Origin of the sequence: Rhizobium sp. NFR03 (genome assembly GCF_900111275.1) — a bacterium.
GTDB lineage: Bacteria > Pseudomonadota > Alphaproteobacteria > Rhizobiales > Rhizobiaceae > Ferranicluibacter.
Genome location: NZ_FOGR01000003.1, coordinates 410,169 through 436,934 on the forward strand (window position 1 = coordinate 410,169; position 26,766 = coordinate 436,934).

Annotated in this window: 25 protein-coding genes and 1 other annotated feature; of the genes, 12 read left to right on the forward strand and 13 right to left on the reverse strand. The window is 63.3% G+C overall.

Annotation, left to right across the window (positions count from 1 at the left end; all coding sequences use genetic code 11):
* Nucleotides 1–2 precede the first annotated feature (2 nt).
* On the reverse strand, nt 3–488 hold the full coding sequence (gene nusB, locus BSG19_RS11690; protein WP_062596697.1) for a transcription antitermination factor NusB: 486 nt from the start codon (nt 486–488) through the stop codon (nt 3–5).
* The gene (ribH, locus tag BSG19_RS11695) at nt 485–946 is read right to left on the reverse strand and encodes a 6,7-dimethyl-8-ribityllumazine synthase (RefSeq protein WP_092988472.1); all 462 of its coding nucleotides are present in this window, start codon (nt 944–946) and stop codon (nt 485–487) included. The genes nusB and ribH overlap by 4 nt, the downstream gene beginning before the upstream one ends.
* A 170-nt stretch (nt 947–1,116) precedes the next feature.
* Between ribH and BSG19_RS11700 the strand changes: the two genes are divergently transcribed.
* Complete coding sequence (locus BSG19_RS11700) at nt 1,117–1,635, forward strand: GNAT family N-acetyltransferase (protein WP_092987969.1); 519 nt, start codon at nt 1,117–1,119, stop codon at nt 1,633–1,635.
* Between the two features lie 16 nt (nt 1,636–1,651).
* On the opposite strand, the gene BSG19_RS11705 is transcribed toward BSG19_RS11700, so the two are convergent.
* The 8 genes from BSG19_RS11705 to BSG19_RS11740 form a co-directional block, all read right to left on the reverse strand.
* The gene (locus BSG19_RS11705; RefSeq protein WP_092987971.1) at nt 1,652–2,269 is read right to left on the reverse strand and encodes a riboflavin synthase; all 618 of its coding nucleotides are present in this window, start codon (nt 2,267–2,269) and stop codon (nt 1,652–1,654) included.
* Nucleotides 2,269–3,375: a bifunctional diaminohydroxyphosphoribosylaminopyrimidine deaminase/5-amino-6-(5-phosphoribosylamino)uracil reductase RibD gene (ribD, locus tag BSG19_RS11710; RefSeq protein ID WP_244529238.1), complete on the reverse strand. Its 1,107-nt coding sequence runs from the start codon at nt 3,373–3,375 to the stop codon at nt 2,269–2,271. The genes BSG19_RS11705 and ribD overlap by 1 nt, the downstream gene beginning before the upstream one ends.
* 108 nt (nt 3,376–3,483) lie before the next feature.
* Nucleotides 3,484–3,957 carry a transcriptional regulator NrdR gene (gene nrdR, locus BSG19_RS11715; protein WP_092987975.1) on the reverse strand — a complete coding sequence of 158 codons (474 nt, stop codon included), beginning with the start codon at nt 3,955–3,957 and terminating at the stop codon, nt 3,484–3,486.
* 12 nt (nt 3,958–3,969) lie between these two features.
* Nucleotides 3,970–5,268, reverse strand: coding sequence for a serine hydroxymethyltransferase (gene glyA, locus BSG19_RS11720; protein WP_092987977.1), 1,299 nt, complete (start codon nt 5,266–5,268; stop codon nt 3,970–3,972).
* Nucleotides 5,269–5,412: 144 nt separating this feature from the next.
* Nucleotides 5,413–5,808 (reverse strand): endonuclease domain-containing protein, encoded by a 396-nt coding sequence (locus BSG19_RS11725; RefSeq protein WP_092987979.1) that lies wholly within the window; start codon nt 5,806–5,808, stop codon nt 5,413–5,415.
* Between the two features lie 342 nt (nt 5,809–6,150).
* The gene (locus BSG19_RS11730; RefSeq protein ID WP_092987980.1) at nt 6,151–7,473 is read right to left on the reverse strand and encodes a L,D-transpeptidase family protein; all 1,323 of its coding nucleotides are present in this window, start codon (nt 7,471–7,473) and stop codon (nt 6,151–6,153) included.
* Between the two features lie 497 nt (nt 7,474–7,970).
* Nucleotides 7,971–8,507: a transcriptional regulator LdtR gene (locus BSG19_RS11735; RefSeq protein ID WP_092987982.1), complete on the reverse strand. Its 537-nt coding sequence runs from the start codon at nt 8,505–8,507 to the stop codon at nt 7,971–7,973.
* A 160-nt stretch (nt 8,508–8,667) separates the two neighbouring features.
* Nucleotides 8,668–9,075: a DUF6163 family protein gene (locus tag BSG19_RS11740; RefSeq protein ID WP_092988473.1), complete on the reverse strand. Its 408-nt coding sequence runs from the start codon at nt 9,073–9,075 to the stop codon at nt 8,668–8,670.
* A gap of 763 nt (nt 9,076–9,838) precedes the next feature.
* Here BSG19_RS11740 and hemB point away from each other — a divergent pair.
* The 6 genes from hemB (at nt 9,839) to BSG19_RS11770 (ending at nt 13,725) form a co-directional block, all read left to right on the forward strand.
* Nucleotides 9,839–10,855 (forward strand): porphobilinogen synthase, encoded by a 1,017-nt coding sequence (gene hemB, locus BSG19_RS11745; RefSeq protein WP_092987984.1) that lies wholly within the window; start codon nt 9,839–9,841, stop codon nt 10,853–10,855.
* Nucleotides 10,856–10,862: 7 nt separating this feature from the next.
* The gene (locus tag BSG19_RS11750; protein ID WP_092987986.1) at nt 10,863–11,459 is read left to right on the forward strand and encodes a class I SAM-dependent methyltransferase; all 597 of its coding nucleotides are present in this window, start codon (nt 10,863–10,865) and stop codon (nt 11,457–11,459) included.
* Between the two features lie 62 nt (nt 11,460–11,521).
* Nucleotides 11,522–11,995 (forward strand): RDD family protein, encoded by a 474-nt coding sequence (locus tag BSG19_RS11755; RefSeq protein ID WP_092987988.1) that lies wholly within the window; start codon nt 11,522–11,524, stop codon nt 11,993–11,995.
* A 243-nt stretch (nt 11,996–12,238) separates the two neighbouring features.
* The gene (locus BSG19_RS11760; protein ID WP_092988474.1) at nt 12,239–13,012 is read left to right on the forward strand and encodes an arginyltransferase; all 774 of its coding nucleotides are present in this window, start codon (nt 12,239–12,241) and stop codon (nt 13,010–13,012) included.
* 96 nt (nt 13,013–13,108) lie between these two features.
* Nucleotides 13,109–13,330 (forward strand): AbrB/MazE/SpoVT family DNA-binding domain-containing protein, encoded by a 222-nt coding sequence (locus tag BSG19_RS11765; RefSeq protein WP_092987990.1) that lies wholly within the window; start codon nt 13,109–13,111, stop codon nt 13,328–13,330.
* Nucleotides 13,327–13,725 (forward strand): type II toxin-antitoxin system death-on-curing family toxin, encoded by a 399-nt coding sequence (locus BSG19_RS11770; RefSeq protein WP_092987992.1) that lies wholly within the window; start codon nt 13,327–13,329, stop codon nt 13,723–13,725. Before BSG19_RS11765 ends, BSG19_RS11770 begins: the two co-directional genes overlap by 4 nt.
* 127 nt (nt 13,726–13,852) lie before the next feature.
* On the opposite strand, the gene parC is transcribed toward BSG19_RS11770, so the two are convergent.
* Entirely contained in the window at nt 13,853–16,105 is a 2,253-nt protein-coding gene (gene parC, locus BSG19_RS11775) for a DNA topoisomerase IV subunit A (RefSeq protein WP_092987994.1), read from the reverse strand.
* 215 nt (nt 16,106–16,320) lie between these two features.
* Between parC and BSG19_RS11780 the strand changes: the two genes are divergently transcribed.
* Nucleotides 16,321–17,514, forward strand: a complete 1,194-nt coding sequence (locus tag BSG19_RS11780; protein ID WP_092988475.1) for a hypothetical protein — start codon at nt 16,321–16,323, stop codon at nt 17,512–17,514.
* 243 nt (nt 17,515–17,757) lie between these two features.
* Here BSG19_RS11780 and BSG19_RS11785 read toward each other — a convergent pair whose 3' ends face one another.
* On the reverse strand, nt 17,758–19,239 hold the full coding sequence (locus BSG19_RS11785) for a SulP family inorganic anion transporter (RefSeq protein WP_092987996.1): 1,482 nt from the start codon (nt 19,237–19,239) through the stop codon (nt 17,758–17,760).
* 74 nt (nt 19,240–19,313) lie between these two features.
* Nucleotides 19,314–19,371 (reverse strand) — a sequence feature (sul1 is cis-regulatory element that is thought to sense ions involved in sulfur or methionine metabolism; They are found in Alphaproteobacteria).
* Nucleotides 19,372–19,545: 174 nt separating this feature from the next.
* On the opposite strand from BSG19_RS11785, the gene BSG19_RS11790 reads away from it, so the two are divergent.
* Together BSG19_RS11790 and BSG19_RS11795 are read left to right on the forward strand one after the other, a co-directional pair.
* Complete coding sequence (locus tag BSG19_RS11790) at nt 19,546–20,970, forward strand: cytochrome P450 (RefSeq protein WP_092987998.1); 1,425 nt, start codon at nt 19,546–19,548, stop codon at nt 20,968–20,970.
* Entirely contained in the window at nt 20,967–21,983 is a 1,017-nt protein-coding gene (locus tag BSG19_RS11795) for a lysophospholipid acyltransferase family protein (protein ID WP_170865936.1), read from the forward strand. The genes BSG19_RS11790 and BSG19_RS11795 overlap by 4 nt, the downstream gene beginning before the upstream one ends.
* A gap of 64 nt (nt 21,984–22,047) precedes the next feature.
* On the opposite strand, the gene aspS is transcribed toward BSG19_RS11795, so the two are convergent.
* Entirely contained in the window at nt 22,048–23,838 is a 1,791-nt protein-coding gene (gene aspS, locus BSG19_RS11800; protein WP_092988002.1) for an aspartate--tRNA ligase, read from the reverse strand.
* 247 nt (nt 23,839–24,085) lie between these two features.
* Between aspS and BSG19_RS11805 the strand changes: the two genes are divergently transcribed.
* Both BSG19_RS11805 and rnd read left to right on the forward strand, forming a co-directional pair.
* The gene (locus BSG19_RS11805; protein ID WP_092988004.1) at nt 24,086–25,483 is read left to right on the forward strand and encodes a multicopper oxidase family protein; all 1,398 of its coding nucleotides are present in this window, start codon (nt 24,086–24,088) and stop codon (nt 25,481–25,483) included.
* A 114-nt stretch (nt 25,484–25,597) separates the two neighbouring features.
* Complete coding sequence (gene rnd, locus BSG19_RS11810) at nt 25,598–26,743, forward strand: ribonuclease D (RefSeq protein WP_092988476.1); 1,146 nt, start codon at nt 25,598–25,600, stop codon at nt 26,741–26,743.
* The last annotated feature ends 23 nt before the right edge of the window (nt 26,744–26,766 follow it).

Below are 26,766 nucleotides of genomic sequence, written 5' to 3' on the forward strand. Positions count from 1 at the left end.
GCCTACTTCCGCACGTCCGTCCTGAATTGCCGTGCGATGCGATCGAGGACCGCGTTGACGAGCTTCGGCTCGTCTTCCTCGAAGAAGGCACGGGCGATCTCGACATATTCGGTAACGATGACGGCTACAGGCACGTCCTTGCGCTCGGTCAATTCGAACGTGCCGGCACGCAGGATGGCGCGAACGGTCGAGTCGAGACGCGACAGCGCCCAGTCGTCCTGCAGTGCCGCGCCAATCAACGGGTCGAGCTTGCGCTGGTCGCGCACCACGCCGGAGACGATCGAGCGGAACCACGAGGCATCCGCCTTCAGGTAGGTGTCGCCGTCGATCTCCTGGCCGAGGCGGTGCGTCTCGTATTCCGCGACGATTTCCAGCACGCCGGTGCCGCCGATATCCATCTGGTAAAGCGCCTGTACGGCGGCAAGACGGGCTGCGCCGCGCTGGTTCGCCTGCTTGAGCGGCGGCGTCTGTTCGGTCGGAGTGCTCACTGTTCGCCTCCGAGTTTGGCTTTCAACGCAATCATGGTCAGGGCCGCGCGCGCGGCAAAGCCGCCCTTGTCGCCCTCGGACTTACGGGCGCGAACCCAGGCCTGCTCGTCGTTCTCGACGGTCAGAATGCCGTTGCCGATGGCAAGGCTTTCGCTCACGGTCAGGTCCATGATGGCGCGGCAGCTCTCGTTGGCGACGATGTCGAAGTGATAGGTCTCGCCGCGAATGACCATGCCGAGCGCGACGAAGCCGTCATATTCGGTGGCGCCGTTGTCGATGCCGTCGAGCGCCATGGCGATTGCGCCGGGGATTTCGAGTGCGCCAGGCACGGTCACGACGTCATAGGTGGCGCCGGCATCCTTCAGCGCGGAGGTCGCGCCGTCGAGCAGCGCATCTGCCATGTCGTCGTAGAAGCGGGCCTCGACGATGAGGATATGGGGCTTGCCGCTTTCGGCCATCGGTTCACCTGTCTGGAAATAGAGGCAAAATGGAATGTGGAAATTGCCGGTCGCTTTGCCGGCAGAGGCACGGGTCAAACCACGACAAGGCCGGAATGGCAAGCCTTTTCCAGTTCGGGCAACGCAGGGCAGCTTTGCGACAGGCGCGATTCGCGTTTAAGAGGGATATCATGCAAACCGTCCCCATCCTCGAGACGCCCCGCCTCATCCTCCGCCCCTATCGCCGCGACGACTTCCCGGCCTATGCCGCCCTCTTTGCCGATCCGCAGGTCGTTCGCTTCATCGGCGGCGTTCCGTTCTCGCGGGAGCAGGCGTGGACGCGGTTTCTGCGGCAGGTCGGCATGTGGCATTATTTCGGCTTCGGCTTCTTCGCTCTGCAAGACCGGGAGAGCGGGGCCTTTATCGGCGAGGCTGGCTTTCACGATCTGCACCGGGTCATCCAGCCCTCGCTCGAAGGCACGATGGAGACCGGATGGGCTCTCTCGCCGGCAGCTCACGGCCGAGGCTATGCCACCGAGGCGGTGTCGGCCGCCTTGAGGTGGGGCGAACAGACCTATCCCAAGGGCCGCCGCACCTGCCTGATCGATCTCGGCAATATCGCATCTCTGCGTGTTGCCACCAAGCTCGGGTTCCGGGAGACGGCCCGCACGGTCTATCACGGCGCGCAGGTCGTTCTTTGCGAGCGGTAGACCGCTACGGAGTGCGTCAGATACCCTTTGCAGGGAAGTCGGCAAGACGCGCGGCATAGCGCGCCATCGTGTCCACCTCGAAATTGACTCGGTCGCCCGCCTTCCGCTCGCCCCAGGTGGTGACCTCCAGCGAGTGGCGGATCAGGAGCACATCGAATTCCGTGCCATTGACGGCGTTGACGGTCAGCGACGTCCCGTCGAGCGCGACGGAGCCCTTGGGAGCCACGAAGCGTGCGAGGTGTTCGGGTGCGTTCAGCCGAAAGCGGGTGGCCTCCCCTTCCGCTTCCACCGAGAGAATCTCGGCCGTGCCGTCGATATGGCCGGATACGATGTGACCGCCCAGTTCGTCGCCGATCTTCAGCGCCCGCTCCAGATTGACCCGCGCGCCGGACGACCAGCCGGCGATTGTCGTCAGCCGCAGCGCCTCTTCCCACGCTTCCACTTCGAACCAGCGCTCATTTGCTCCGGCCTCCGGCAGTGCCGTTACGGTCAGGCAGACGCCGGAATGCGAGATGGACGCGCCGATATCGATTGTGGCGGGATCGTAGGCCGTCGCGACCCGCAGCCGAACGCCCTCATCGAGCGGCGTCACGCTTGCGACCCTGCCGATGTCAGTCACGATGCCGGTGAACATCAGGGTGTCCTCTCGTAAATATCCAGGTGGTCAGGCCCGAAGGCTTCGCCAGACGTATGCACGAATGGCGCCCGTACAAGACCGGGGCGGATGGGCGATGCGATTCCGTCAGCGCCAATGGTCGGTGAGCCGGTGAAAAGAAGGAGACGATCGACCATATCCGCTTCGAGGAAAGAGGCTGCGGTACTTGCGCCCCCCTCCACAAGAAGCGAGGAAAGGCCCCGGCTGGCAAGCGCCGGGAGCAGCAGATCGAGGCGGCGCGGATCCCACTCGAGCACCTCGACGCCGAGCGCCGACAGGGCATCGGCGCGGGCCTGCCGCCCGTCGGCGTCCGCATCTCCATCTTCCGATGACAGCACCCCGCCAACGGCGATAACCGGAACCTGACGAGCCGTACGAGCGAGCTTGCTATCGGGCGAAAGCCGCAGGTTTGCATCCAGCACGATGCGTATCGGCGAACGGTCCTCAAGACCGGGCAATCGCACCGTCAGTTCAGGATCATCGGCCCCAACCGTTCCGATGCCGACCAGAATACCGTCCGAGCGGGCGCGCAGATGCTGCACGTAGTTCCGGCTTTCCGGGCCAGTGATGGCCACCTGTCCCTGTCCCGGACCCAGTGCACGGGAGCCGATCATGCCGTCGCGCGAAAGCGCAAGCTTCAGCGTGACATGCGGACGGCCGACGCGTTTGCGCATGAGATAGGCTTCGAGTGCGCGCTCGCCCTGCGCCGCCAGGACGCCCGTTTCCACGGCGATGCCGGCCTCGCGCAGCATGGCGATGCCGCGACCGGAAACGCGGATATCAGGATCCACGACGGACACGACGACGCGGGCGACACCCGCCTTGATCAGGGCATCGGCACAGGGCGGCGTATGTCCGTGGTGGGAGCAGGGTTCGAGCGTGACATAGGCGGTAGCGCCGCGCGCGGCCTCTCCGGCTTGCGCCAGCGCTTGCGTTTCCGCATGCGGACGGCCGCCGGGTGCGGTAACGGCAGCGGCGATAACGCGCGGGCCGTCCCCGTCTTCTCGCACGATCAGGCAGCCGACCGACGGGTTGCTGCCCGTAAAGCCCAGATTGCCGGCGCCGACCGCGATCGCTTCCGCCATCAGCTGCTCGTCCGCCGGCACGCCGGGGGCCAAGCCGACGCCGCCCGCGTCGTCGGCGGCATCATCGGCTTTCTGGTCGTCGGTGGGCGTCATATCTCGGGTTTCCGGTCAGGCGCCGGGGTCACGGGCGATCTTGGCGGAGAGCTCCGCCATCACCTTCTCGAAATCCTCCGCATAGGAGAAATCCCGATAGACGGAGGCATAGCGCACGAAGGCGACGTCATCGAGTGCCTTCAGCGCTTCCAGCACCTGCAGGCCGATTTCCTCCGAAGCGATCTCGCTTTCGCCCGAGCTCTCCAGCCGCCGGACGATGCCGGAAACGGCCCGCTCGATCCGCTCGCGTTCCACCGGCCGCTTGCGCAGCGCGATCTCGAACGAACGCATCAGCTTCTCCCGGTCGAAAGGCGCCTTCCGACCGGTCTTCTTCAGCACCATAAGCTCGCGCAATTGCACGCGCTCGAACGTGGTGAAGCGCCCGCCGCAATCCGGACAGATACGGCGGCGGCGAATGGCCGCCCCGTCTTCCGCAGGTCTGGAATCCTTGACCTGGCTATCTTCCGATCCGCAAAAAGGGCAGCGCATGGCGTAACGGCCTTACAGGTAGCCGTACATCGGGAAGCGGCCCGTCAGTGCCACGACCTTTTCGCGCACGCCGGCTTCCACAGCCGCATTGCCCTCATCGGAATTCGCGGCCTTCAGGCCATCCAGCGTCTCGACGATCAGGTTGCCGATTTCGCGGAATTCGGCTTCCTTGAAACCACGCGTCGTGCCGGCCGGGGTGCCGAGGCGCACGCCGGATGTCACGAAAGGCTTTTCCGGATCGAAGGGAATGCCGTTCTTGTTGCAGGTGATGTAGGCGCGGCCGAGAGCCGCCTCCGCTCGCTTGCCCGTCGCGTTCTTCTTGCGAAGATCGACCAGCATCAGGTGGTTGTCGGTGCCGCCGGAGACGATATCGAGACCGCCATCGACCAGCGTCTGCGAAAGCGTCTTGGCATTCTTGACGATCTGGGCCGCATAGTCCTTGAACTCTGGCTTCAACGCCTCGCCGAAGGCAACCGCCTTCGCCGCGATGACGTGCATCAGAGGGCCGCCCTGAAGGCCGGGGAAGACGGCCGAGTTGAACTTCTTCGCCAGATCCTCATCATTGGTGAGGATCATGCCGCCACGCGGGCCGCGAAGCGACTTGTGCGTCGTCGTGGTGGCGACGTGGCAATGCGGGAACGGCGACGGGTGCTGACCACCGGCAACCAGACCGGCGATGTGCGCCATGTCGACCATCAGCCACGCACCGACCTCGTCGGCGATCTCGCGGAAACGCTTCCAGTCCCAGATGCGCGAATAGGCGGTGCCGCCGGCGATGATCAGCTTCGGCTTGTGCTTGCGCGCGCTTTCGGCCACGGCATCCATGTCGAGAAGGTGATCTTCCTCGCGCACGCCATAGGAGACGACGTTAAACCACTTGCCGGACATGTTGACCGGCGACCCATGCGTCAGGTGCCCGCCCGAGTTCAGGTCGAGGCCCATGAAGGTATCGCCCGGCTGCAACAGCGCCAGGAACACGGCCTGGTTCATCTGCGAGCCGGAATTGGGCTGCACATTGGCGAAGTTGACGCCGAACAGCTGCTTCGCCCGGTCGATCGCCAGTTCCTCGGCGATATCGACGAACTGGCAGCCGCCATAATAGCGCTTGCCCGGATAGCCCTCGGCATATTTGTTGGTCATGATCGAGCCCTGCGCTTCCAGCACGGCGCGCGAGACGATGTTTTCAGAGGCGATCAGCTCGATCTCGTGGCGCTGGCGACCCAGCTCCTTCTCGATCGCACCGAAAATATCCGGGTCGCTATCGGCGAGAGACCGGTTGAAGAAGACGTCGTTGGCGGCTGTATCGCTCATGATCAGGCTCCTGTGGGGCGGTGGCACGGTGTTTATCTCCCTCGCATGCCAAGGGCAACCCGCGCCCCGCGTTTTGCGCCATTTGCCGCGGCGTCTGCGCTATGGGGGGGAGATCCTGTGATCGTTGCTTCAGAATGCCTTGGGTTAGGATGCCAACACGAGCGTCAGATCGGTCGAAGCCACCGGTTCATTCAGACGGCCTTCAGCGATTGCCACAATGGTCTCGAGAACCGACCGCATGTCATGCAGAACGTGACTGTTCCAGAACCGCGCAACATTCCAGCCATTGGCAACCATATACGCGTTCCTTACCCGATCGTAATCGCTGCCCGCATGCTGATGACCGTCAACCTCCACGACAAGACGAATGTCCCGGCAGGCAAAATCCGCGAAGTACCGATCGATCGCCAGCTGCCGCACGAACTTCAGGCCGTTCAACCGACGTCCGCGCAGTTCGCTCCACAACAGGCGCTCGGCATTGTTATCCGCTTGGCGCAGTGTGCGTGCCCGCTCCGTTCTCGTCTCGTTCGGCCCTCGCATGCGCCCTCCGCTTCGGGGCTGCCCACCTCTGTGGCAGAAGAAGCCCATGCTGCGACGTTGATGAGGGGAATGCAACCGCAACCACACGTTTCTTCTCCCCGTCAGAACGGGGAGAAGATGCCGGCAGGCAGATGAGGGGCAGACGTCAGCTCAAACCACAAGCGCTGCGGATGGCCCCTCACCCTAGCCCTCTCCCCGCCTGCGGGGAGAGGGGACGTGGCCCACACATCGTTGAGCGCGTAGGAAGCGTGTGGCAGCCGGATGAGGAGCAGCTTGATACGTTCAAACAAAAACGGCCGCACTCCCAGGAAGCGCGGCCGTCGAAATCTTCATAAAAAATGCTTACTGCGCGATGCCGCCGTCGAGGCCGCCGGTGACAGGCTCGATGCCGGTGGTCGTCTGGAGCGCCAGTTCCTGTTCGCCGTCCATCTGGTAGATGTCGTCGCGGAACTGCACGACGCCGTCCTTGGCAGCCCAGGCCGTGATGTACTTGAAGTAGACGGGCACTTCGACCGCGAGCTTGATGGGGTTGTTCTGGCCTGAGCGGATGGTCGCCTCGATCTGGCTGCGGGACCAGCCGGGCGTGTCGCGCAGGAGCCAGGTCGTGAGGTCGCGCACGTTCTGCACACGCACGCAGCCGGAGCTTTCGAAGCGCGCGAGCTTGTTGAACAGGCCCTGCGACGGCGTGTCGTGCATGTATTCGTTGTTCGGGTTGTGGAAGTTGATCTTCGTCGATGCCATGGCGTTGATCTTGCCGGGGTCCTGACGGAACGTCAGGTTCGGGGCCTTTTCGGCGTTCCAGTCGATCGTTTCCGGCGAGACCTCGTTGCCCTGCCCGTCGATAAGGCGGATGGCGTTCTTCTTGAGGTATTCTGGGTCCTTGCGCATCAAAGGCACGATGTCCTTCTCGACGATCGAGCGCGGCGCGGTCCAGTACGGGTTGAGGATGACCTCATAGATCTTCGAATTGATGATGTGCGTCGGGCGCGACAGGCGGCCGACGATTGCCGTATGGCGCTGAACCACGCGGCCGTTCTCTACCGCCTCGATATAGGCTGCGGGAATGTTGACCACGACGTGACGCATGCCAAGGTCGCCCGACATGGACTGCAGGCGCACGAGATTGGTGTTCAGCTGCTGCAGGCGCACATTCGCCGAAATGTTCAAAGCCTTCAGCGAATATTCGCCGAGAACGCCATCGGGCGGAAGACCGTGGCGGGCCTGGAAGCGCTTCACGGCGCCATCCACATAGCTGTCGAAGCTGTTCGACATGCCGGCCGATTGATCGAGATCGCCGGCAGCGATCAGATGCTGACGCAGCGCCTGCACCGACGGGTCGGAAACGCCAAGCTCCAGCCGCTGCGACGGATTGACCTCGGGCCAACCGCCGGCCGACACGATGCGCTGATACTGACCGATCGCCGTCTGCGTGTTGTAGATGGTCTCCATGCTGAAGATCGGATTGTTGGACGACACCGCGAGCGCGGTGCGCGAGGCCTGTGCGTCGAACTGGTCGTCCCACACGCCGCGGCGCGGTGCGTTGATGATGTCCACAAGCGCGTCCTGCGCGAACGCACCACCGGCCCAGGCTGCCGCGCCAAGCGTGGCGGCGGAGCGCAGGAAGGCGCGGCGGCTATGAGCATCGATTCCGTTTTTCTTCGACATGATCCCTACCATCAGATGCTGCGAGGCGAATTTCGCCTTCAGCGCTATCACGATTACGGTTAACAAAGGCGAACCTACCCGGAGCGGGCTTGGCGCCTCGGCGGACGAAGAGGTCCTGAAGACCCCGCGACTGCGTGCGCACCAGCGCCGGAAACCGTTTGACCGACCCACGATACGGGCCGGTTTTTCAGCATTTCACGTCCCATACCAATATGGCCAAACGGTGTCACACAACCAGTGGGAAAGGGCCTCAAAGCACCGGGAGGCAAGGTACTGCGTCCTTCCTGCAACAACCTTGGCCGCCTTGATTTCAGGGCCATACCGGACATCGGGAAAACGCCGCAACACCCTGACCTCAAGCCTGCATCACGACCGTTGACAACATCGTGACGGTGCACGTTGAGGCTGCGATCTTCCCGCGCTTCCGCCAGACATGAGAAAGGCCGGACGCCATCCCGCGCCCGGCCTGTTCAAAGAGGATCGTATACCGTCGTGCTTTACATGCGATAGGCGATCGAGTCGTTCCAGAAGCGGTCAAGGCGCTGGAGCAGCTTGTTCATCTGGCTGAACTCGTCGGTGCCGATGCCGCCGACCTTGTGGATCGAGCCGATGTGACGCTCATAAAGCTTGGCCACCGTCTCGGCGATGCCCTGACCGTCTTCCGTCAGGCTGATGCGGACGGAACGGCGGTCGATGCGCGAGCGCTGGTGGTTGATGAAGCCGAGGTCGACGAGCTTCTTGACGTTGTAGGATACGTTGGAGCCGAGGTAGTAACCCCGCGAGCGCAGCTCGCCTGCCGTCAGTTCCGAGTTGCCGATGTTGAAGAGGAGAAGCGCCTGGACGGCGTTGACGTCGCTGCGGCCCTGCCGGTCGAATTCGTCCTTGATGACGTCGAGCAGGCGACGGTGCAGGCGCTCGACGAGGTGGAGCGATTCCATGTACAGGGAGCGGATCGCATCTTCCTGCGGGTCTTTGTGAGCAACGGTGTTGCCCGAGCTATTGGAAGAAGCCTGTGCCTTGAGCTTGGTGTTCATGATGACGGTCTCTCTCTGTTTTGGTGGCGGTGGTTATGTTTTCCCGCCTTGAGGGAGACACTATCGAATACGTATAAAATTCTACTTAAACCGCAGCCTTAACATGAGCTTACCATTGGCGGCATCTGTGTCAGGGTGAATCAAATCTTGCACCCCGCTGCTAACGCATGCGCTGAAAGAGGATCACGCCGCGAAATGCGACGAAGATCAGGGCCGCTCCGCCATGCAAGACAAGGATCAGCGGCTTGCTGCCGAAGAGGTCGGGATAGAAGCCGAACATGACGATTTCGGTCGCCGCCGCAACGACCCATATGACCGGCCCCCAGGACACCAGAAGCCACAGGCCGAGCGCCGCCACGGGGTAGGCAACCGCCAGCGTCGCCGCTGCGACGCGCCATGGCACGGTCAGCAGATCGAACCGCCCCGACCCGTTGAAGGAATAGCCGATCAGCAGCGCCCAGTAGTTCAGGCCGAACCAGAAGCATGAGATCGCCACCAGCCGCAGGAAGACGCCGAACAGCGTCTCCGTGAGCGAGACCTTGGGAACATGGACAGAATCATCGGACATGGCGGCGACCATAAGGGCGGACGCGGGCAACCGCCAGACCGGGGAGAACGCGGAAGCGCTAACAGTCATCGCGGCATGTCCTTCTTCCCGGCGGCAGGCTTTCCAACCGCGCCTTGCAAAAAAACATGGCGCCTCTTTTCCCCGCCCGCTTTTGCCGCAGCATACTTTGCCCGTCCCGTTATCGGATGCACCGGAAGGCGTTCCGGCGAGGCGGGGCCGGTGCCGGATGTGAGGAAACGACGCATGTCCTCCCATACGGGCTCGTGAAAGGGCTGTCCGTCGTAGACCTCGAAAGGGCCTTCGGCGTGGCGATGTCATTGAAGAGGCGGCGACCGTTGAAACCGCGGTCGTCCTGTGAAACCCGGCAAGTCGCGCCGCGACTGCCGGACGCGCCATCGGGTCGAGCCGATGGAAGCTTCTGCAAGACAGCCGGCCTGCGGGAAAAACCACCGAACGAGGCGCTGGAAGATGTCATCTTCCACTATCTACCCCACGCGGCAGCTTCCAGCGCCCGTCCGACCTTGCCCTTCATCACCACGGCGCTTTTGCGTGCGTGGTTATCGGTGCGTCTATACGGCTTCAGGCTTGTGGGACGACACGCCGCACCACCGCGATTTTGCCTCGCCTGCCAGCCATGATAAAAGAGACCCATTCCCGAGAGCCTTGCGAGCGTGGCGGAGCGACCCGCCCACTGCGCACACGCACTCAATGCCAACGGGCTTCCGCTGCCCTGCTTCCGGCTCAAGCCATGGAAAGACGAGAGATGACCGACAAGACCGACATCGTGGACCTCATCACCGGACATCGCCGCATGCGCCGCAACCGAAAGGCGGACTGGACACGGCGAATGGTGCGCGAGAACCAGCTGACGGTGGACGACCTGATCTGGCCGATCTTCCTCGTGCCCGGCACGAACGTGGTCGAGCCGATTGCGGCCATGCCCGGCGTCATGCGCCTGAGCGTCGACAAGGCGGTCGAGGCCGCGCGCGAGGCTGCCGACCTCGGCATTCCCGCGCTCGCCACTTTTCCGAATGTGGATATGTCACTGCGGGACGACACAGGCTCGCACAGTCTGGATGCCGACAACCTCATCAATCAGGCGACCCGCGCCATCAAGAAGGCGGTGCCCGGCATCGGCGTCATCACCGACGTTGCGCTCGACCCGTTTACCAGCCACGGTCATGACGGCATTCTGCGCGCCGGCGAGATCGTCAATGACGAGACCGTATCCCAGATCGCCCGCGCCGCCGTCGCGCAGGCCGATGCCGGCGCCGATATCATCGCGCCCTCAGACATGATGGATGGCCGAATCGGCGTGATCCGTCAGGCACTGGATGCCGCCGGTCACCAGAATGTCGGCATCATGGCCTATGCCACCAAGTTCGCCTCGGCCTTCTACGGCCCCTACCGCGAAGCCATCGGCACCAGCGGCCTGCTGAAGGGTGACAAGAAGACCTATTACATAGACCCAGCCAATGCCACCGAGGCCCTCCGCGACGCCGCCCTCGACGTGGAGGAAGGTGCCGATATGATGATGGTGAAGCCCGGCCTGCCCTATCTCGACATCTGCTGGCGCATGAAAGACGCGTTCGGCCTTCCTGTCTTCGCCTACCAGGTCTCTGGCGAATATTCGATGATCAAAGCCGCTGGCGCCCAGGGCTGGATCGACGAGGAGCGCGTCATGATGGAAACCCTGCTCGCCTTCAAACGCGCCGGCTGCGACGGCATCCTGAGCTATTTCGCACTGGATGTCGCGCGACTGCTGGCCCGGAAAGGATAGTCGTACCATGCAGAACCCGCCGGATCCGACCCTTGCCTTTTACGCGAAAGAGGCTGGCGCCTATGCCGAGTGGTCGGGCAAGGATCGCGACATTGAAGACCTCGAGACGTTCAGTGGACTTCTCCCGCCGGGTGCACGCGTGCTCGAACTTGGTTGCGGTGGAGGGCATGACAGTCGTCTCCTGCTGGATCGCGGTTTCGATGTATTGCCAACGGACGGCTCGCCGGAGATGGCGCGGGAGGCGGAACGGCGGCTCGGACGTCCTGTCCGCGTCATGCGCTTCATTGAACTTAAGGAGCTGGCGGCATTCGACGGCGTCTGGGCCAATGCCTCCCTGCTGCATGCGCCCCGCGCCGAGCTTGCAGCCATCCTGCATCGCATTCACAGCGCATTGCGGTCCGATGGCATCTTTTTCGCGACCTTCAAAGAGGGCAACGGGGAAGGCCAAGACAGCCTCGGCCGCCACTTCAATTTTCCTTCGCACGACTGGCTGCGAGAACAGTTCGAGCTTCAGCCGTGGGCTCGTCTCGACATGCAGCGTCGGACATCGAATGGCTATGACGGGATCGATGTCTCTTTGATCACGGTCTGGGCCCGGAGATAGACCGTGCCATTGTAGAGAAGACCGCGAATTCCCATATTCCATGTATCGAAATGGAGACCCAGATGACCGTAAGCCATGATGACGTTCGCTTTCCCAGTACCGACTGGCGCGCCTATCGCGGCGTTCTCAGCCGTCGTTCCATCGCGTTCTGCGTCGATTATCTCTTCGTCGCGCTGCTGTGGATTCCCGCGGCCGTCGTCGTGTTCTTCCTCGGCATCCTGACGCTCGGCTTCGGCTTCCTGCTCTATCCCGCACTCTTTGCCATCGTCGCCATGCTCTATTTCGGCGTCACGGTTGGTGGTCGTTCGCAGGCATCGCCTGGGATGGCCATGATGGGACTGGCGATTGCGCGCACCGACGGGCGGCCCATGGATTTCATGACGGCGATCGTGCATCTCGTGATCTTCTGGATCGCGAACGCCTTCCTGACGCCGTTCATCGTGCTGATCGGCCTTTTCACGGATCGTGGTCGTCTGCTCCACGACTTCCTCATCGGAACGGTTACCGTGCGCCGCGACAGTTACCCGCTACGCTAGAAGCGCCCGCGCGGCCACACTGCCGCATCAATCCGACGTGTTTTCGACCGGTCGTGTTAACGGCCGGTTGACCTTTTTCATTCTTGAGCCATGCTACTGCATAATCCGGTAAATCGGAGTCGATTTCAGGATGAGATGATGCAGCAGGTAAGTGCTACAGCGAACCCGAGTGCGCCTGACATGGCGCACGACGCTGTCGTGTGATCGTATGGTCATGAAGTGTGATCGCCGCCCCAGATGAACATGAACACCCACACCGCCCCGTCTCCGCAGTTCTATCTTACGGCACCGGCGGCTTGCCCCTACCTGCCGCATGAGATGGAGCGGAAGGTGTTTACCCATATGGTGGGCGAGCGGGCGCCGGAGCTGAACGACCTCCTCACGCAGGGCGGCTTTCGCCGCTCGCAGAACATCGCGTACCGCCCCGCCTGCGAAAGCTGCCGCGCCTGCGTTTCCGTGCGCATCGTCGCCGGTGAGTTCAAGCCCACGCGCTCCATGAAGCGGGTGCTCGCCGAGAATACCGACGTCGTCTCTACCGAATACCCGGCAGAGCCGTCGAGTGAGCAATACGCCCTCTTCCGACGCTATCTCGACCACCGCCACCAGAAGGGCGGCATGTCGGACATGTCGGTGCTCGACTATGCGATGATGGTCGAGGACACCCATGTGAACACGAAGATCATCGAATACCGTCTGCGCGCAGAAGGCGACGGTATTTCCGGCCGGGCTAACGGCCCGCTGATCGCCGCCGCGCTGACCGACAAGATGGGCGACGGCCTGTCGATGGTCTATTCCTATTTCGACCCCGCCTTTTCCGACCGGTCCCTCGGCACGTTCATGATCCTCGATCACATCCGCAAGGCAAGAGATCGCGGCCTGCCCCACGTCTATCTCGGTTACTGGGTCAAAGGCTCCCGCAAGATGAACTACAAGACGAAGTTCCTGCCGCAGGAGCATCTGATGGCCCGTGGTTGGGAACGATACTCGGGGCCTGCGGGCGAGGATGCGGCGGGTTAAATCGCTTTTCATTCGCAATAGCAGATCGTTTTTACCGCCCGCTTGTATGAGCGTCTCCTTTTTGTTATAACTCAGGTTATAACAAGGATCGAGATCATGAACATCACCATCCGCAAAATCGGAAATTCCGAAGGCGTCATCCTGCCCAAGGACGTGCTGGATCGTATGGGCGTAAAGGCCGGTGATGAACTGGAGGTTCAGGTGGAGGCCAGCACTCTGACACTCCGAGTGCCCGACGAGCAGTTTACGCGGCAACTGGCGCATGCTGAAGCTTTCATGGACCGTTACAAGGTCGCGCTGAAAAAGCTTGCGGAATGACCGATTTCATCTTCCTCGATCGGACTCTGGTAGAGATTTTGCACTCACGCCAGATCGAACGTTTCGGAGGCTCATACGGATTGCGAGACGAAGGAGCACTGGAGTCCGCTCTTGGCAGGCCCCTCAACCGTGCGACCTACGGATGTGACGATGTCATTGAACTCGCTGCGACCTACGTGTTCGGCTTGGCCAAGAATCATGCATTCATCGACGGAAACAAGCGCATCGCTATCGTGGCCTGCGCGGTCTTCCTGATGGAAAACGGCTTCCAGATCGAAACGACCGACGCGATCCTCTACAGCTTCGTATTGGGCGTCGCTTCCGGTGATATCAACGAGGAAGGCGCTGTGCGCTTCCTCAGAGACGTCGTGAAACCTCTGGACGCGCAGTCGTAGAGCAATTCCAGCCGAAGCGTCGTCGCATCGGCGTCGGATAATGCGGCTAAAACAACAAGCTAGAGACTGCGCTATGCGCCAGACCGGCTCATGACCGGGCGTTGATCACTCGGCCGCAGCACACGCCTCACCCCCCAAACTTCCCGCTCCGCGGAAAGCCCTTCGGCACGACACGCCCGGCGGTGCCGCGGTCGGCGATCCATTCGGTGAGTTCGGCCGGGGTCTTGGTGAAGCTTCGGCCAGCGCTGTCGCTCCAGGTCAAACCGTCTGCCAGCGTGAAGCAGCGGATATCGGAGACGCCGCCGTCCTTGTAGCGCTGGAGGCGCACGCCCTTGCCACGGGTCATTTCCGGGATCTGCGCCAGCGGGAAGACGAGGAGCTTGCGGTTTTCGCCGATAATCGCGACCTGATCGCCCTTGACCGTCACGACCATCTTGGCCTCGTCCGGCATGGCGACGTTGAGGATCTGCTTTCCCTTGCGGGTATTGGCGACCATCTCGTTTTCGGAAATCACGAAACCATTGCCGGCGGCCGATGCGATCAGCAGCTTGCGTGTCGCGTCGTGCACGAAGGCGGTCAGCACGTCCTGATCGTTTTCCATATCGACCATGATCCGCAGCGGCTCGCCATGGCCGCGCCCGCCGGGCAGCTTGTCGCCGCCGAGCGTATAGGCCTTGCCACCTGTGGTAACGATCAAAATGCGGTCCGTGGTCGATGCCGGAAAGGCGAATTTCAGCGCATCGCCTTCCTTGAACTGCAGCGTCGCGGTGTCGGAGATGTGCCCCTTCAGCGCGCGGATCCACCCTTTTTGCGAGAGCACGACCGTGATCGGCTCTTTTTCGATCATCGCCTGCTGGATGGCCTCGTCGTCCGTCTCCGGCGCATCGGCAAACAGCGTGCGGCGGCGGCCAAGCTCGGTCGCCTTGGCGAACTTTTTCTTCACCTCGCCGATTTCCCAGGCAACCGTCTGCCACTGCTTTTCGTTGGACGCGAGCAGCGCGTCGATCTCGGCCTTCTCGGCCGTCAGACCGTCGAATTCGGTGCGGATCTCGAATTCCTCCAGCTTGCGCAGCGAGCGCAGGCGCATGTTGAGGATCGATTCGGCTTGGAGATCGGTCAGCGTGAACCGCTTCATCAAGGACGGCTTCGGCTCGTCCTCTTCGCGGATGATGCGGATGACCTCATCGAGGTTGAGATAGGCAATCAGGTAGCCGCCGAGGATCTCCAGTCGGCGCTCGATAGCGGCCAGACGGAAACGCGACCGGCGCTGCAAGACCTCGCGACGGTGCTGCAGCCATTCCGTCAGGACGTCGAAGATCGACATGACGCGGGGGACACGCCCCATCGACAGCACGTTCATGTTCAGCGGGAACCGGTTTTCGAGATCCGTCAGGCGGAACAGCGACTCCATCATGATCGTGGGATCGACGCTGCGGCTCTTCGGCACCAGCACGACACGCACGTCTTCGGCGGATTCGTCGCGCACGTCTTCGAGCAGCGGCAACTTGCGGGCGATCAGCAGCTCTGCGATCTTTTCGATCAGCCGTGATTTCTGCACCTGGTAGGGAATTTCCGTGACGACGATCTGCCAGACACCGCGACCGAGATCTTCGACGACCCACTTCGCCCGCACGCGGAAACCGCCGCGACCGGTCCGATAGGCCTCCGTGATGCTGGCCTTGTTGTCGATGATGATGCCGCCGGTCGGGAAGTCCGGGCCCGGAACGAGATCGACCAGCTCCTCGATCGTCGCATCCGGCTTGCGGATCAGCAGCAGCGCGGCATCGCAAAGCTCATGCGCATTGTGCGGCGGAATGGAGGTCGCCATTCCCACCGCGATCCCGGAGGCGCCGTTGGCCAGCAGGTTGGGGAAAGCGCCGGGCATGACGACCGGCTCTTCGTCTTCCTCGTTATAGGTGGCGCGGAAGTCGACGGCGTCCTGATCGATGCCTTCCAGAAGCAGCGCCGCGACCTCGGTCATACGCGCTTCGGTGTATCGGTAGGCCGCAGCATTATCGCCGTCGATATTGCCGAAATTGCCCTGTCCATCGACCAGCGGATAGCGCTGGGAGAAATCCTGGGCGAGGCGCACGAGCGCATCGTAGACCGACTGGTCGCCATGCGGGTGGAACTTACCGATGACGTCACCGACGATACGGGCGCATTTCTTGAAGGCGGTATTCGGGCGAATACCCATCTCGCTCATCGCATGGATAATGCGGCGATGGACCGGCTTCAGGCCGTCGCGAACGTCCGGCAGAGCGCGGTGCATGATGGTGGAGAGCGCATAGGCAAGATAGCGCTCTTCCAGTGCCGCCTTCAGATCGACGGGCTGAATATGATCGTCTCCGCCCGACGGCGGCAAAAGGCTCTGTCCCATGGCTTCGTAGCTACCTCAACAAACCGTGAACATCAAGTTGTCTTGCCGACGCTATCCCCAGCTAACCGCCGGGCGCGATGGAACGGGTCGATTAAGCCTGTCGCCAAATAAAGCATGATACCGACCTGACATTTTCCCGCCAGCCGCATATATTTCCGCCCCAATCGCCTTGGAGACATCGACCCCGATATCACAGGCTTTTCAAGGACCAAATGATGATGCAGTTTCCAAGACTTCGCTTCCTGCTGGCGGGTGTGGCCTTTGCCGGCCTCGCCTCGCCAGCCTTCGCGCTCGATGGTGTCGATTTCGTTGACAAACTCAACGCGGCCTACGCCAGCAACGGCGCGACGCTTGCTTACGAGGCAGTCGATGTCAACGATGACAGCGTGGTCCTGAAGGGCGCCAGCGTCCAGAGCACGGTCAAGAAGACGGACGAACTGAAGATCGGCGACCTCAGCTTCGATGGCGTCGAGGAACTCTCGGACGGGGGTTACACGGTCGAAACGGTCGTCTTCCCGGACATCGACCGGACGTCCGACGGCGCTCGCCTGACCGCCAAGGACATCTCCATCACCGGTCTTCGTGTTCCCGCCAAGACCGGAACCGGAAGCATCGATGATCTGCTCTATTACGAATCGGCCGGAACCGGTCCGATCGCGGTCGAGATCGCCGGCAAGACCGTGTTCGCCATCGACAAGTCGGAAAGCAACCTGACCCGTCAGGATGACGACAAGGGCATCGATTTCGACGGCATCGTCAGCGGCGTGAAGGCCGACCTTTCGGACGTCAAGGACGCCAAGACCAAGATGGCGATCGACAAGCTCGGCCTGCAGAACCCGACCGGCGAGTTCACCGTGGAAGGCAGCTGGGATCTTGCCTCGGGCGTCTTTGCCGTGCGTGACAACTCGCTCAACGTCGACAATGTCGGCCGCCTTTCGGTCGGCTTCAATGTGTCCGGCTACACGCTCCAGCTGCTGAATTCGTTGCAGGAAGCGTTCAAGGCGGCCGAGGCCAACCCGAACAAGGACGCCGCCAATCAGGCGCTCGGGCTGTCGGCAATGGGCCTCATCCAACAGCTGAACTTCAACTCCGCTTCGATCCGCTTCGAGGATGCCTCGATCACCAAGCGCCTGCTCGACTATTTCGGTGCGGAACAGGGCGTCACGGGCGAGCAGCTGGCGCAGTCGCTGAAGGGCCTCGCTCCGATCATGATCGCGCAGCTGAACGTTCCCGATCTCCAGAACGAGCTGACGGCCGCCATCAATGCCTATCTCGACGCGCCGAAGAACCTGACGATCACGGCAGAACCGGCCAAGCCCGTCCCCTTCCCGATGATCATGGGCGCCGGCATGGGTGCGCCGAACACGCTGCCAAGCGTGCTGGGCGTCAAGGTGACCGCGAACGACTGACGCTACCTGAAACGGAAAACCCGCCGGCATGCAACACGTAGGCCGGCGGGTTCCACGCCTCCTGACGTCCAGAACTCTCTCCGCCGTCATGCTCGGGCCTGTCCCGGGCATCTGCAACGCTTTGATCTTCTTCAGGTTAGCAGATCCTCGGAACAAGGCCGACGATGACGCTGCACGACCACACCCCTCACCGGCAACCTGAGCCCGCAGCCTCTCACGGAGCCCGGCGGGCTTTTTCATGCCTCAGTGCGAGGCTTGCGGCAGTGCCGGAGCATCCGGCTTGTCGTGCACGGCGAAGCGATCAAGCATCGTGGCACTCGCCTCGTTCAGGCCGACGACCTCGACGGGAACGCCGGATCGGCGGAACTTCAGCACCACCTTGTCGAGCGCGCCGACGGCCGTAATATCCCAGAAATGCGCGGCGGAGACGTCGATGGTGACGCTGCCGGTCTTTTCACCGAAGTCGAAGGCCGCAATGAAGCTGTCGGCCGAGGCGAAGAAGACCTGACCTTCCACACGGTAGGTCCGGGCATTGGCGTCACCAAGCGGCACGACGCGGAAAAGCTTTGCGACTTTTCCGGCGAAGAACACGCCCGACAAAAGCACGCCGACGATGACGCCCTTGGCAAGGTCATGCGTCGCGACGACGGTAACCACCGTTGCCAGCATGACGACGGAGGATGACAGCGGGTTGGTCCGCAGGTCGAGGATCGACCGCCAGGAGAAGGTGCCGATCGAGACCATGATCATCACCGCGACGAGAGCGGCCATCGGAATGATGCGCACGATATCGTCGAGAACGAGGATGAGGAACAGCAGGAAGGCACCGGCGACGAACGTGGAAAGCCGCCCGCGACCGCCGGAGGACACGTTGATCACCGACTGGCCGATCATCGCGCAGCCGCCCATGCCGCCGATCAGCGCGGAGGCGATGTTGCCGGCCCCCTGCCCCACGCATTCCTGGCTCTTGTTGCTCGGCGTGTCCGTCATGTCGTCGACGATCTGCGCCGTCAGCAGCGATTCGAGCAAGCCGACGGCTGCCAGCGTCACGGAGTAAGGGAAGATGATCCGGAGCGTTTCCCAGGTCAGCGGCACGTCCGGCAGGCCAAAGATCGGCAGGCTTGAGGGCAGCTCTCCGAGATCGCCGACGGTGCGCAGGTCGAGCCCACCGAAGACGGCAACCGCCGTCAGCACCGCGATGGCAACCAGCGGCGACGGGATCGCCTTCGTCACGTAGGGGAAGAGATAGATGATCCCGAGGCCGAGCGCGATCATGACATAGGTCAGGCCGGGCACGCCGATCAGTTCCGGCAGCTGCGCCATGAAGATGAGGATCGCCAGCGCGTTGACGAAGCCGGTGATGACGGAGCGCGACACGAAGCGCATCAGCCGCCCGAGCTTCAGGAAGCCGCCCGCGATCTGCAGGATGCCCATGAGGATGGTGGCGGCAAAGAGGTATTGCAGGCCGTGGTCGCGCACGAGGCTGACCATGACGACGGCGGTTGCCGCCGTGGCGGCCGAGATCATGCCGGGTCGCCCGCCGGTGAAGGCGGCGACGCAGGCGATGGCAAAGGAGGCGAATAGCCCCACCTTCGGATCGACGCCTGCAATGACGGAAAAGCCGATCGCCTCGGGAATGAGCGCCAGCGCCACGACGATGCCGGAAAGCACGTCGCCGCGAATGTTGGAAAACCATTCGTGGCGGTAGGTAGACAATGAAAACATGGATTGAACGTTTCGCAAACAGGAACGCATCAGCCGGGACGAGGTCCGAAGCGGTTATGAAGGCTGATGCTTTGCGTTGTCCGGCGGATCGGCGGCCGGAAGAGCCACCCGGGGATCGCACCCGGGTCCGTTGTGATGAACCTTCCATAGCCCGGACACGCGGAAGGCGCAACGCCAAACTCCCGGACGCGAACGGCGGTGGCCGCCTTGCACCGCACGCCCCGCTTCAAAACACGATGCTTGACCGGTCCGTCTCCTGCTGTATCCCTGTATTCTCTATATTAGGCATATTCAGGATATTTCATCATGTTTCAGTGGCTGTCGCGCCCGGTCACCTACCGGGAGACGCTTGAGGGCAACCGTTTCGAGCCGGCGCGCGCCGATTACTACACGGGCCGCCCCGGCAACAGCCTGCTGCAACTGCTCCAGGCCCGCACCGACTTCCTGTCGGTCTGGCGGAAGAGCGATTTCGCCGAGAAAGTCAGCTCCGTCAGGATCCTCGGCCGGCAGATCGTCATCGTGAATGCGCCGTCGGAGGTCCGCTATGTCGTCGCCAAGCGCCACGACAACTATGAGCGCAAATCGCCGCAGATGCGGCGGGCGCTGGAGCATCTGCTGGGCGACGGCCTGTTCATCTCCGACAAGGAAACATGGAAAGATCGCCGGCCGCTGGTCTCCGACATCGTCCACAAGAACCGCGTCCCCGCCTTCGGCCCGATCATGAGCGGCACGGCCGGCGAACTCGTGCAGCGCTGGAGATCTCTGGGGGATGGCGCCTCGGTCAACGCGCTGACCGAGATGGCGGGGCTGACGGCCGAGATCATCTCGCGCAGCGTGTTCGGCAACGACCTCGGCGAGGAAAAGGCCGCCGTCGTGACGGACGGGTTCGCGCGCTATCAGTCGCTCATCGATTCGGTCAATCTCGGCTACTTCCTCGGCGCGGATAACGGCCTGCCGGTGCGGCGCACGCCATCGCTGCGACGATCCGTGAAGCGGATCCACGGCATCATCGACAAGGTGATCGAGGATCATCTGGCCGGGCACGGCGAGAACAATTCCATGGTGGACCTGCTGATCCGCCGCCAGCAGCGCAGCCCCGAGCTGAAGCTCGACGTGGTCGCCCTGCGCAACGAGGCGGCGACCATTTTCATGGCCGGCCACGAGACCACCGCCGCGACGCTCACATGGGCCTGGTATCTGCTCTCCTCCGCCCGCTGGGCGGAAGAGGCACTGCATGCGGAAATCGACAGTGTCTGCGGAACGCGTGCGCCCACCGTCGCGGACGTGCCCGGTCTCAACTGGTGCCGCGCCATCGTCGAGGAAACGCTTCGGCTTTACCCGCCGGTGCCGATCCTTGCGCGGCAGGCGCTGAAAGCCGACAGGATCGGTTCCGTCGATGTGCAGCCGGCGGCGCTGATCATGATCGTGCCGTGGCTGCTGCATCGCACCGAGACCCTGTTTCCCGATGCGCACCACTTCAGGCCGGAGCGCTTTCTCGGCCCGGAGCGTCCGACGCCCTACAGCTACATTCCCTTTGCTGCCGGGCCGCGTGTGTGTCCCGGCCTGCAATTCGGTCTGTCGGAATCCATCCTGTGCCTGGCGACCCTCGCCCAGCATTTTCGCGTTCGCGTGCGGGAGGGGCACAAGGTAGCGCCGCAATGCCGCCTGACCCTGCGCCCCATCGGCGGCCTGCCTGTGACGCTTCATCCCCGCCGGGCGGCAACGGCATGACCCCCGGCGGCAAACCACCGAGCAGACGCAAGGCGTGGCGTTATGCGCCGAAGGCCGCGCCGCCCCTCGGCCATCTCTGGGCCGGCAGGACGCAGAGACAGGCGTTCCTGCGATACTGGATCAGCGACAACCTCTGGAATGCGGCGCATCTCGCGACCTATGTCTCGCTGCGCCTCCTGCCGATGGATACGGTGTCCCGCTTCGGCGCGGCACTCGGTCGCTTCGCCATCCCGAGATATCACAAGGGTGCCGCAGCCCGCGCCCGCGATACCATGCAGCGCCTTCGCCCAACCGGGGACAAAGGCGAGGAGGACCGTCGCTTTCAGGCCTATTGCGCCGCGCAGGGACGCGTCATGACAGAGTTTTCCGCCGTCGGCCGCATCGCGGCGCATCCGGACCGGATCTCGATCTCCGACCTCGACATCGTCAGGGAGGCCGCCGGAAACGGTCCGGTCATCCTGGCCGGCATGCATCTCGGCAACTGGGAGATCCTGCCCATCGTCATGGCGACGGCCGACATCCCCGTCCATTCGACCTATGTGCCGCCCTCTGCCCGCGCCCAGGCCTGGATCGCCAGCCATGTGCGCCGCAAGATAGGGCTCCGCCTGTTGCCGCCCGGCGTGCAGGGCATGCGCCCCGCCCTGAAGGTCCTCCAGCAGGGCGGGGTCATCTCGATTTTCTGCGACGAGGCGTTCGCGGGGAAGATCCGGGGACCGTTCTTCGGGCGGCCGGCGCATCTGGAAGGCAACATGGCGCTTGCCGTGCGGCTCGCCCGGCTGACCGGCGCAACGATCTGCCCGTGGTATGCGGTGCGCGGCGACGGCTTCCGCTTTACCTTCCAGTGCCTGCCTGCACTCAGGCTCCCGGAGGGCCCGGCGTCCGACAGTATGCTTGCCGCCGATGCCGAACGGCTCAATGCCCTGATCGAACCCGTGATTTCGGCGCATCTCGAACAGTGGTTCTTCGTGGACAGTGCCTTGCCGAAATCGACCGCCTCGAAAGAGCGCGGCTGAAACGCAAAAGGGCGGCCCATGGCCGCCCTTCCAATTCGATGGCGCGTCGATGGCGCGCTGCCGGTCAGTCCTTTTTCGGCTGCGGAACGACCCGCAGTGCGAGTTCGCGCAGCTGCGTCGGGCTTGCTTCGCTCGGTGCGTTCATCAGCAGGTCCTGCGCCTGCTGGTTCATCGGGAACAGCGAGATCTCGCGCAGGTTCTTGGCGCCGACCAGCAGCATCACCACGCGGTCGATGCCGAAGGCGCAGCCGCCATGCGGAGGCGCGCCGTACTGGAAGGCGCGGTACATGCCGCCGAAGCGGTCCTCGACGTCCTGCTTCGACAGGCCGACCAGCTCGAACGCCTTCACCATCAGCTCCGGCGACTGGTTCCGGATGGAGCCTGACGCGATCTCGAAGCCGTTGCAGACGGCATCGTACTGGTAGGCCTTGATCGTCAGCGGATCCTGCGTTTCCAGCGCCTCAAGCCCGCCCTGCGGCATGGAGAAGGGGTTGTGCGCGAAATCGACCTTCTTCTCTTCCTCGCTCCATTCGTAGAAGGGGAAATCCACGATCCAGCACAGCTCGAACCGGTCGCGGTCGACTAGGTTCAGTTCTTCGCCGGCCCGGGTGCGGGCCTCGCCTGCGAACTTGTAGAACTTGGCGGGATCGCCCGCGACGAAGAAGCAGGCATCGCCCGCTTCGAGACCGAGCTGGACGCGCAGCGCCTCGGTGCGCTCGGGACCGATGTTCTTGGCGAGCGGGCCGGAGCCCTCGACGGTCTCGCCCTCGGCACGCCAGAAGATGTAGCCCAGCCCCGGCTGGCCGGTGGACTGCGCCCAGGCGTTCATCCGGTCGCAGAAGGCGCGGGAGCCGCCGGTCTTCGCCGGGATCGCCCAGACCTCGACCTTCGGGTTGGAGGCGATCATGTTGGCGAACACCTTGAAGCCGGAGCCGGCAAAATGCTCGGTCACGGCCTGCATCTCGATGGGGTTGCGCAGGTCCGGCTTGTCGGAACCGTACTTGCGGATCGCGACGTCATAGGGGATGCGCGGCCAGTCCTTGGTCACGGGCTTGCCGTCCGCGAATTTTTCGAACACGCCCGTGATGACGGGCGCCATCGTGTTCCAGACGTCTTCCTGCTCGACGAAGCTCATCTCCACATCGAGCTGGTAGAACTCGCCCGGCAGGCGGTCGGCGCGCGGGTCTTCGTCGCGGAAGCAGGGCGCGATCTGGAAATAGCGGTCGAAGCCGGCCACCATCAACAGCTGCTTGTACTGCTGCGGCGCCTGCGGCAGCGCGAAGAACGTGCCGGGATGGATGCGCGACGGCACGAGGAAGTCGCGTGCGCCTTCCGGCGAGGACGCGGTCAGGATAGGCGTCGTGTACTCGGCAAAGCCCTCCGCGTTCATGCGGTTGCGCATGTCGGCGATGATCTGCGTGCGCTTGACGATGTTGCGGTGAAGCGTCTCGCGGCGCAGGTCGAGGAAGCGGTACTTGAGGCGCACGTCCTCGGGGTAATCCGGCTCGCCGAAGATCGGCAGCGGCAGTTCCTTGGCGGCGGAAAGAACTTCGATACCCTCGGCGTAAAGTTCGATCTCGCCGGTCGGCATGGTCTTGTTGACCGTTTCGGCCGTGCGGGCCTTAACGCGGCCATCGATGCAGATGACCCATTCGCCGCGCACGCTCTCGGCCGCTTTGAAGGCCGGGCTGTCGGGATCGACCACGACCTGGGTCAGGCCGTAGTGGTCGCGCAGGTCGATGAACAGGACGCCGCCATGGTCGCGGACACGATGCACCCAGCCGGAGAGACGAACGTTTGCGCCGACATCGGTCTGGCGAAGGGCGGCGCAAGTGTGACTGCGGTAACGGTGCATGGGAGTATCCTGGAACTGGCAAAATGCCGCACACGGGAAAACCATCGCTGTCCCGGCGGCGTCGAAATCGCGCGGAAAAGCGCATGGCGGGTCCGATTTGTCAAGGCCGGAGCCCACCCGTGAGGCCCCATCATACGCCGGGGCGAGGCCTGCGACAACGCGGCAGGCGGGAAAGATCGCCGGCACAATTGCTGAACAGCGCGATCAAGTTTAAGGAGAAGCCCATCGATGTTTCCGAGACCGGATCATGCCCGCCCTCACCCGACGAACGCTTCTGAAAGCCAGTGCCGCCACCGCCGCATCCTTCGCGATGGGCGCCGGCCTTGCCGCGCGTCCGGGCACTGCGGCACCGCTGACCATGACGGCGCAGTTCGGCACCGCGAAGATTGCCGAGAGCGGCGCGGAGACACGGGTGATGTCCTGGGGGCTCGGCGACGATCCCCTCGCCTCGGGCGTGCCGCCGGTTCTCAGAATGCGGCAGGGCCAGCCTTTCGCAGCACGGCTCTTCAATACCCTCGACGAGCCGACGACCGTGCACTGGCACGGGCTTCGCGTGCCCAATGCCATGGACGGCGTGCCGGAAATGACGCAGCCCTATGTGTATCCCGGCGATGGTTTCGACTATGCTTTCACGCCGCCCGATGCCGGCACGTTCTGGTATCATCCCCATTGCAACACGCTGACGCAGATGGGTCATGGCATGACCGGCGTCATCGTCGTGGAGAACCCCGACGATCCCGTCTTCGACGCCGAGATCGTGCTGAACCTGCGCGACTGGCGGCTGGGCGCGGACGGGGCTTTCATCGCGCCGTTCAAGCCGCGCGATGCGGCGCGTGGCGGCACATACGGCACGGTGCGGACAGCCAACTGGCAGCGCGCGCCGCAGTTCGAAGCGCCGGCCGGGGGCCTTGTGCGGCTGCGGATCGCGGCAACAGACGTCACGCGCATCTATACGCTCGGCATCGACGTACCCGCCTCCATTCTGGCACTCGATTCGAACGCCCTTGCCGTGCCGCTCACGCTGGATACGCTCGATCTCGGACCGGGCCAACGCGCCGATATCGTGGTCCGCATGCCGGATGGCGAAGGACAGAGCGTGACGCTCGGCAACCTGCGCGGCTCGCAGCCCTGGACGATTGCGACACTGGTCGCACGCGGTTCATCGCTGAAGCGCGATGTGGCGGATGTAACGGCACTGGCTCAAAACCCGATCGCTCGGCCCGATATTGCCGGCGCCGAGCGCATTCCGCTCGATTTCACGGCGACGGCCGAGCACAAGGCTGTGGAGAGTATCTGCGGCTCGCTCGGCTATACGTTCTGGGCGATCAACAAGGTGCCGTGGCCGGGGGATACGCCGGACCCGGTCGCCCCGCTCGCCGAACTGAAGCTCGGCCGGAGCTACGTCTTCCAGATCGCGAACCGCACGCCGCATGCCCACCCGATCCACCTGCACGGGCTGACGTTCCACGTCATCGCCTCCAACAAGCGCACCGTGCTGCCGCCGCCGACGGACACGATCCTTTTGCAGCCGGACGAGCAGGCGGAGCTTGCCCTCGTTGCCGACAATCCGGGCGACTGGATGCTCCACTGCCACATCATCGAGCACCAGAAGACGGGCATGTCCTCCTATCTCAGGATCGTCTGATAGACTGCCCGAGGTCGCCGAATCGCGGCTTTTTCATGTCGCTCGGTTGACATCCCCGCATCAAAAGAGAAGAGAGAGAAAACCCGCCTCCATATCCCCGGAGATCCGATGGACATTATCGATACGACAGCGGCGCTGCAGGCAGCCTGCGACACGCTGGCCACCGCGCCTTATCTGACGATCGACACCGAGTTTCTGCGTGAGACGACGTTCTGGCCGCAGCTCTGCCTGATCCAGATGGCCGGTCCCGACATCGCCGTCATCGTCGATCCGCTCGCCAAGGGTCTCGACCTCGCCCCCTTCTTCGCGCTGATGGCGAATGCCGACATCATCAAGGTCTTCCATGCCGCGCGGCAGGACATCGAAATCATCTTCCATCTCGGCGGGCTCATTCCCCACCCGATCTTCGACACGCAGGTGGCGGCCATGGTCTGCGGCTTCGGCGACAGCGTGTCCTATGACCAGCTCGTCAGCCGGATCAAGGGCGAGCACATCGACAAGTCCTCGCGCTTCACGGACTGGAGCCGGCGGCCGCTGACGGACAAGCAGCTCGACTATGCGCTGGCCGATGTGACGCATCTGCGCGACGTCTACCACCACCTGAAAGCCGAGCTGGAGCGCGAAGGCCGCTCGTTGTGGCTGACGGAGGAGATGGCGGTTCTCGAATCGCGCGAAACCTACGACATGCATCCCGACGACGCCTGGCAGCGGCTGAAGATGCGCCTGAAGAAGCCGATCGAGCTTGCCGTCCTCCAGCGCATCGCCGCCTGGCGCGAGCGCGAGGCACGGTCCCGCAACGTGCCGCGCGGCCGCGTCCTCAAGGACGACGCCCTCTACGAGATCGCCCAGCAGCAGCCGAAAGACGCCGAGGCCATGTCACGGCTGCGCACGGTGCCGAAGGGCTGGGAACGCTCCAGTGCCGGTACCGCCATCATCGAGGCCGTCAACGAGGCCCTCGCCCTGCCCAAGGCCGACATGCCCCGCCTGCCCCGCCAGAACCAGACGAGCGAGGGCGCTGCCGCTGCTATCGAGCTTCTCAAGGTTCTTCTGAAGCTCGTCGCGGAAAAGCAGGGCGTAGCCGCCAAGATCATCGCCAATAGCGAGGATATCGAGCGGATCGCGTCCGAAGGCGAAAAGGCCGATGTCGGCGCTCTCAAGGGCTGGCGTCGCGAGCTGTTCGGCGAGATCGCGCTGAAGCTGATCAATGGCGACGTGGCCCTGCGCTTCGTGGACCGGAAGATCGAGGCCGTGGAACTCTGAGGCCTCAGCGAAAAGCGCTTCAT

What these genes read in the sequence shown, in the direction of transcription:
- BSG19_RS11770 (WP_092987992.1), top strand. Translation starts at nt 13,327, where the DNA reads ATGACCGATTTCATCTTCCTCGATCGGACTCTGGTAGAGATTTTGCAC.
- BSG19_RS11760 (WP_092988474.1), top strand. Translation starts at nt 12,239, where the DNA reads ATGAACACCCACACCGCCCCGTCTCCGCAGTTCTATCTTACGGCACCG.
- BSG19_RS11735 (WP_092987982.1), bottom strand. Translation starts at nt 8,507, where the DNA reads ATGAACACCAAGCTCAAGGCACAGGCTTCTTCCAATAGCTCGGGCAAC.
- BSG19_RS11790 (WP_092987998.1), top strand. Translation starts at nt 19,546, where the DNA reads ATGTTTCAGTGGCTGTCGCGCCCGGTCACCTACCGGGAGACGCTTGAG.
- glyA (WP_092987977.1), bottom strand. Translation starts at nt 5,268, where the DNA reads ATGAGCGATACAGCCGCCAACGACGTCTTCTTCAACCGGTCTCTCGCC.
- BSG19_RS11795 (WP_170865936.1), top strand. Translation starts at nt 20,967, where the DNA reads ATGACCCCCGGCGGCAAACCACCGAGCAGACGCAAGGCGTGGCGTTAT.
- aspS (WP_092988002.1), bottom strand. Translation starts at nt 23,838, where the DNA reads ATGCACCGTTACCGCAGTCACACTTGCGCCGCCCTTCGCCAGACCGAT.
- hemB (WP_092987984.1), top strand. Translation starts at nt 9,839, where the DNA reads ATGACCGACAAGACCGACATCGTGGACCTCATCACCGGACATCGCCGC.
- BSG19_RS11705 (WP_092987971.1), bottom strand. Translation starts at nt 2,269, where the DNA reads ATGTTCACCGGCATCGTGACTGACATCGGCAGGGTCGCAAGCGTGACG.
- BSG19_RS11750 (WP_092987986.1), top strand. Translation starts at nt 10,863, where the DNA reads ATGCAGAACCCGCCGGATCCGACCCTTGCCTTTTACGCGAAAGAGGCT.
- BSG19_RS11740 (WP_092988473.1), bottom strand. Translation starts at nt 9,075, where the DNA reads ATGTCCGATGATTCTGTCCATGTTCCCAAGGTCTCGCTCACGGAGACG.
- BSG19_RS11725 (WP_092987979.1), bottom strand. Translation starts at nt 5,808, where the DNA reads ATGCGAGGGCCGAACGAGACGAGAACGGAGCGGGCACGCACACTGCGC.
- BSG19_RS11780 (WP_092988475.1), top strand. Translation starts at nt 16,321, where the DNA reads ATGATGCAGTTTCCAAGACTTCGCTTCCTGCTGGCGGGTGTGGCCTTT.
- BSG19_RS11700 (WP_092987969.1), top strand. Translation starts at nt 1,117, where the DNA reads ATGCAAACCGTCCCCATCCTCGAGACGCCCCGCCTCATCCTCCGCCCC.
- BSG19_RS11805 (WP_092988004.1), top strand. Translation starts at nt 24,086, where the DNA reads ATGCCCGCCCTCACCCGACGAACGCTTCTGAAAGCCAGTGCCGCCACC.
- parC (WP_092987994.1), bottom strand. Translation starts at nt 16,105, where the DNA reads ATGGGACAGAGCCTTTTGCCGCCGTCGGGCGGAGACGATCATATTCAG.
- BSG19_RS11730 (WP_092987980.1), bottom strand. Translation starts at nt 7,473, where the DNA reads ATGTCGAAGAAAAACGGAATCGATGCTCATAGCCGCCGCGCCTTCCTG.
- ribH (WP_092988472.1), bottom strand. Translation starts at nt 946, where the DNA reads ATGGCCGAAAGCGGCAAGCCCCATATCCTCATCGTCGAGGCCCGCTTC.
- nrdR (WP_092987975.1), bottom strand. Translation starts at nt 3,957, where the DNA reads ATGCGCTGCCCTTTTTGCGGATCGGAAGATAGCCAGGTCAAGGATTCC.
- BSG19_RS11765 (WP_092987990.1), top strand. Translation starts at nt 13,109, where the DNA reads ATGAACATCACCATCCGCAAAATCGGAAATTCCGAAGGCGTCATCCTG.
- BSG19_RS11785 (WP_092987996.1), bottom strand. Translation starts at nt 19,239, where the DNA reads ATGTTTTCATTGTCTACCTACCGCCACGAATGGTTTTCCAACATTCGC.
- BSG19_RS11755 (WP_092987988.1), top strand. Translation starts at nt 11,522, where the DNA reads ATGACCGTAAGCCATGATGACGTTCGCTTTCCCAGTACCGACTGGCGC.
- ribD (WP_244529238.1), bottom strand. Translation starts at nt 3,375, where the DNA reads ATGGCGGAAGCGATCGCGGTCGGCGCCGGCAATCTGGGCTTTACGGGC.